The 3,402-nt window shown below is 71.4% G+C and carries 4 protein-coding genes and 1 pseudogene; 4 read left to right on the forward strand and 1 reads right to left on the reverse strand.

Going from position 1 to position 3,402, the window contains the following annotated elements; all coding sequences use genetic code 11:
• From WC493_RS22395 to WC493_RS22405, 3 genes and pseudogenes are all read left to right on the forward strand, one after another.
• Window positions 1-352, forward strand: a pseudogene (locus WC493_RS22395) (hypothetical protein); the annotation flags it as partial.
• On the forward strand, window positions 352-1,110 hold the full coding sequence (locus WC493_RS22400; RefSeq protein ID WP_373068703.1) for a hypothetical protein: 759 nt from the start codon (window positions 352-354) through the stop codon (window positions 1,108-1,110). The pseudogene WC493_RS22395 and the gene WC493_RS22400, both read left to right, overlap by 1 nt.
• A 20-nt stretch (window positions 1,111-1,130) precedes the next feature.
• A complete protein-coding gene (locus WC493_RS22405) occupies window positions 1,131-2,432 on the forward strand; it encodes a thymidine phosphorylase (RefSeq protein ID WP_373068705.1) in 1,302 nt (433 codons plus the stop codon).
• A 39-nt stretch (window positions 2,433-2,471) separates the two neighbouring features.
• Here WC493_RS22405 and WC493_RS22410 read toward each other — a convergent pair whose 3' ends face one another.
• Window positions 2,472-2,756, reverse strand: coding sequence for a hypothetical protein (locus tag WC493_RS22410; RefSeq protein WP_373068707.1), 285 nt, complete (start codon window positions 2,754-2,756; stop codon window positions 2,472-2,474).
• A 171-nt stretch (window positions 2,757-2,927) separates the two neighbouring features.
• Between WC493_RS22410 and WC493_RS22415 the strand changes: the two genes are divergently transcribed.
• Window positions 2,928-3,402 (forward strand): RsmD family RNA methyltransferase (locus WC493_RS22415; RefSeq protein WP_373068709.1); only part of this gene is annotated, 475 nt, incomplete at its 3' end.

Raw genomic sequence — 3,402 nt, forward strand, 5'->3', positions numbered from 1 at the left:
CCACCTCACCGAGATGGAGGCCGGCCTGCTCTTCGCCAATCTCGTCGATTTCGACCAGGTGTGGGGTCATCGCAACGATGTCGCCGGGTTCGCCGCGGGCCTGGCCGCCGTCGATGCGGCGGTCGGGATATGGCGGACACTTCTGCGTCGCGACGACGTCATGCTGCTCTGCGCCGACCACGGCGTGGATCCGACGACCGCCAGCACCGACCACTCTCGCGAGTACTCGCCACTTCTCGCGCTCGGTCTGCGGCCTGGCCGCTACGACGGCGCTCAGGAAGATGTGGGCGCCACGGCGTTCGCGTGTCTCACCGGCGAAGACCCGCCCCCGCCCGGCCGGCCGATCATCTGATGGCTTCCGTGGTGGCCGCCTTCGACCCGCACGCAGCTGTCGTCTTCGGGTCGGGACTCTCGGCCCTTCCGCCGGGCGCGCTGGTGAAGGCCGAGCTTGACTACGGCGAGCTCGGCTGGCCGTGCACGGCCGTGCCCGGCCATCGCAACGTTCTGCGACTCGTCGAGCTTGCGGCCGGACCGGGCTGCGGTCTTCGACTAGCGCTCGCCTGTGGCCGACCGCATAGGTACGAAGGTTGGCCTTGCGAGGCGCTCGAGCGTCCTGTGCGCAGTCTTGTCGCGGTGGGCGTCTCCCGATTCGTGTTCACCAACTCCTGCGGGACGCTGCGTCCGTCGCCGATGCCCGGTGAGATCGTGGCGTGCACCGGAGTCGTCGACCTGCAGACCCCTCCGCGAGGCAATGCTCCGGTCTGCCTCGCGGTCTGCACCCCCGGCGAAGCGCGGGCGACCGCCGCCGTGCTGGCGCCGGCGACGTCGCGCATCGGCGTGTACGTGGCCGTCTCCGGTCCGCAGTTCGAGTCGCCGGCCGAGGTCGCCTGGCTGGCAAGCTACGGCGACGTGGTCGGCATGTCGGCGGCACCGGAGGTGCGCGCTACGCACGCCGCCGGCGCCGCCTGCTGCCTCCTGGCGCTGGTCGTCAACAGGGCCGCCGCTGTAGGCTCGCACGAAGACGTACTCGCTTTCGGCGGCCGCTTCGCCGGGACGCTGGCCGCCGGGCTCGGCGCCGTGGTGACGGCGCGCTGGCCCGGCCTGCTCTGACGCAGCCTGGAGGACTCCCCGTGGATTTCGTGAATGACGTCATCGCCTGGAAGCGCGACGGCCACGAGCTCGACGCCGGGCGCCTGCGAGCGTTCGTCGACGGTGTCGTCAACGGCTCCGTCCCCTCGTATCAGGCCAGCGCGTTGCTCATGGCCATGGTGCTGCGCGGCTTGAGCGATACCGAGACGGTGGAGTTGTCACGCGCCATGGTCGAGAGCGGCAAGATGCTCGACCTCCGCGTGGTCCGCCGCCCGGTCCTCGACAAGCATTCCAGCGGCGGCGTTGGCGACAAGGTGACGCTCGTCCTGGCGCCGCTGGTCGCGGCGTGCGGCGCCGTCTTTGGCAAGATGTCCGGCCGCGGGCTCGGGCACACCGGAGGCACCCTCGACAAGCTGGAGTCGATCCCGGGTTTTCGTGTCCAGCTGCCGCAGGGCGAGTTCGTGCGGCAGCTCGAACGCATCGGCGTCGCCGTCGTGAGCCAGAGCGAACGCGTGGTGCCTGCCGACCGCATCCTGTACGCCTTGCGCGACGTGACCGGCACCATCGAATGTGACGGGCTTATCGCGGCCAGCATCATGGCCAAAAAGGTGGCGAGCGGCACGGCGGCGCTGGTCCTCGACCTCAAGGTCGGAAGGGGCGCCTTCATGGGCGACCTGCATCATGCCCGCGACCTCGGCCGCCTCTGTCGTCTCATCGGCGACTTCTACGGCCGCCCCACGACCTGCATCTTCACCAGCATGGAAGCCCCATTGGGACGCACCGTGGGCAACCGGCTCGAGGTGGAAGAAGCCTGGCAGGTGCTGCGCGGGGAAGGGCCGGAGGACGTGCGCGAAGTCACGCTGAACCTGGCGGGTGCGCTGCTCGCCCTGTCTGACCTCGGCGTCGACGAGACGGAGGGCCGCAGACGAGCCGAGGCGGCGCTCGCCGACGGACGCGCCGCCGAGCATTTCGAGCGCTGGTGCTTCGTTCAGGGAGGGCGCTGGAAACCGGGCGAGTTCCACAGACTCGCGGCGCACCAGACGCGGGCGTCGCGCGCGGGTTACCTCACCGGCGTCGACGCCATGGCCGTCGGGCAGGCGGCGCAGATCGCCGGCGCCGGCCGGCGGAGGATCGACGACACGGTCGATCCCGCGGCCGGCGTGCTCCTCGAGCGGGTCGTCGGTGACCGGGTCGACGCCGGCGACGCGCTGGCGGCGGTCTTCTCGCGCGATCCGGCGCGGCGCGCGCAAGCAGCGGCGGTGCTGGACCGAGCCTTCACGATCGGCGAGGAAGCTCCGCAACGAGGCCGGCTGATGCTGGGCCGCATGGAGGTGGAAGGGTGACGTGTGATCGACTGCGCTGGGGGGCGCTCGGGCAGGATACTACTCGGCGGCTTCCGCCCGCGAGAGCGCGCGACGCGCGCGCCAGAGGTTGAAGAGCCAAAAACCGAGGAGCTGGCCGGCGACGGCGCTGGCCAGCATGAACGGGATGAACCACCAGCCAAGGCCGAACGAGAGCCGCATGGCGATCACGAAGGGGATGGGCAGGTGGATCGCGAGGAACCACTGCCAGGAGAGCTTGCGCACGGTCGCGCGATATGCGCCGAAGGGCAGGTTGAGCGCGACCGCCAAGAGTATCGCGAGGGTTTCGAATTCGAGGATCGTCATGTGGGGTTTCGTGGGGCGGCACAAACAGTATAGGGCAAAGCCGTCGCCTGCGAACCCGCCCCACCGTTGGGCGGGGGTGACGCACGTCGACCTGCGCAGGCTGCGGGCCGCGGCGACCACACGGGGGGTGGCGCCCGGCCTCGCGCCGGTGCGCTGTGCGAAGGCCGGCCCGTGAGGATCGTGGGGGGTGAGTGGAAGGGCCGGCCGCTGATCGCGCCGGTCGGCCGTGGCACGCGGCCCACGTCCGACAAGGTTCGCGAGGCGATCTTCGATGTGCTCCTCGCGCTGCCGGAGGTACGGGCCGGCGCGGCCGCCTCTCCCACCGCCGGCCCGCTCCGCGGTCACGTCGCGCTCGACCTGTTCGCCGGCAGCGGCGCGCTCGGCATCGAGGCACTGTCGCGCGGCGCTGATGCCTGCACGTTCGTCGAGAACGAGCGCGCCGCGCTGCGGGCGCTGCGCGCCAATCTGGAGCGCGTAGGCGTGGGCGCGACCAGGCGCGCCGCGTCCGAGGACGGCGGCACCGACGGGCGCGCGCCGCGCGCCCGTGTGCTCGCCGCCGACGCGCGCCGCGCCCTGCAAGCTGACGCCCGTCGCGGCGCGCGGTATACTCTGCTCTTTGCGGACCCCCCGTACGACCGCTACGGGG

Origin of the sequence: Zavarzinia sp., assembly GCF_041650655.1 — a bacterium.
Classification (GTDB): Bacteria; Pseudomonadota; Alphaproteobacteria; order Zavarziniales; family Zavarziniaceae; genus Zavarzinia.

Bases quoted from the DNA above. Each gene is read 5' to 3' on its own strand.
- WC493_RS22400 (WP_373068703.1), top strand. From the start codon at position 352: ATGGCTTCCGTGGTGGCCGCCTTCGACCCGCACGCAGCTGTCGTCTTC.
- WC493_RS22410 (WP_373068707.1), bottom strand. From the start codon at position 2,756: ATGACGATCCTCGAATTCGAAACCCTCGCGATACTCTTGGCGGTCGCG.